General features: G+C 69.5%; 1 protein-coding gene. It reads right to left on the reverse strand.

Going from position 1 to position 1,136, the window contains the following annotated elements; translation table 11 throughout:
- Positions 1 to 50: 50 nt before the first annotated feature.
- Positions 51 to 1,136, reverse strand: a 1,086-nt coding sequence (locus RB628_RS40730) for a hypothetical protein (RefSeq protein WP_318325685.1), incomplete at its 5' end; no start/stop codon positions are given.

A 1,136-nucleotide genomic window follows, 5' to 3' on the forward strand; every position in this document is an offset into this window, starting at 1 on the left:
CCTGGGGAAACGGGCTGGTCGCAAGGCCAGAACCGCGCCTCAGGCCGACCTTACAGGGTGGCTGCGAGGCTGGGGTTGATGCAGGCCAGCAGGTTGTGGAGGCGTTCGATGTGGGCGTGGGGGTCGCTGGCAGCGAGCACCTCGTCGAGCTTGGTGCGGCTGATGGCGAGCACCTCGGCGATGTCGTCCAGTGTGGTGCGGTCGGGCTGCTCAGGGTTCTTGCGCAGCAACTGGAAGAGGCGGGCGCGGAGCCTGTCCGTCAGGTCGGGGGCTCCCACCAGGGCGGCGATGGCGTCGCAGGCGGCTTCCAGTGTGTCCCACAGAGTGCGGGCGCTGGGGTGTACGGCGACGATTCGCGGCGCTGGCCCGTCGGGGCCGTCGAGGAAGGAGTGCGGCCGGTAGTCGGGCGGGACGAGATGTTTGTCGATGAGGATGCGGCTCTCGCTGGCCTGGACGAGGTGGGCGGTGGCCAAGCGCTTGCGGGCGCGGGCGAGGCGTTGGGCATGCTGGGCTGTGTCGGCGCTGCTCTGCCATTCCAGGAGGCCGAGGATCAGCGCGGTAAGCCACGGGCCGGCGGCATCGGGTAAGGGGGTGCTGGGGGCGTCCTTCATAGGAAGACCGTCGAGCTCGGCGTCGATGTCCGCGTCGCGTGTCGCCTTCAGGCGGCCGTCGGCGCCGTCCCCCAGTTGGGTGTGGATGCGTTCGGCCAGGGCTGTGCTGCGGATGGCTAGCAGCGCCACTGGGGCCGTGCGCAGCGAGGTCTCCTCGACCTTGCCATCTCGGTGGGAGGTGTAGACCATCTCCTTACCCAGGGACGCCAGGCCCAGGGTGCCGCCGCGTTCGACGACCAGGTGTTCGGGGGCAGCTACGGTTTTGGAGCGGCGAGCGGCGATGGCCGGCAGCAGGTCCTGCCAGGCGTCCTCGTAGGCGCTGCGGATGGCGTGTCGGGTCTGGGCGGGCGTAGAGCCGGGCAGATCAGTGACAAGGTCGGTCAGGTAGGCGAGACGGTCCGGGGCGGTGCGCTCGTCGTGCCACAGTCTGATCCCCAAGGGCGACAGCCGCTGCAGGACCGTTGGGGTGAGCAGTGAGAGGTGTGCAAGCTGAAGTTGCTGGTCACGGGGCTGGTGTGCGTGGGC

The organism is Streptomyces sp. ADMS (assembly GCF_033441795.1).
Classification (GTDB): domain Bacteria; phylum Actinomycetota; class Actinomycetes; order Streptomycetales; family Streptomycetaceae; genus Streptomyces.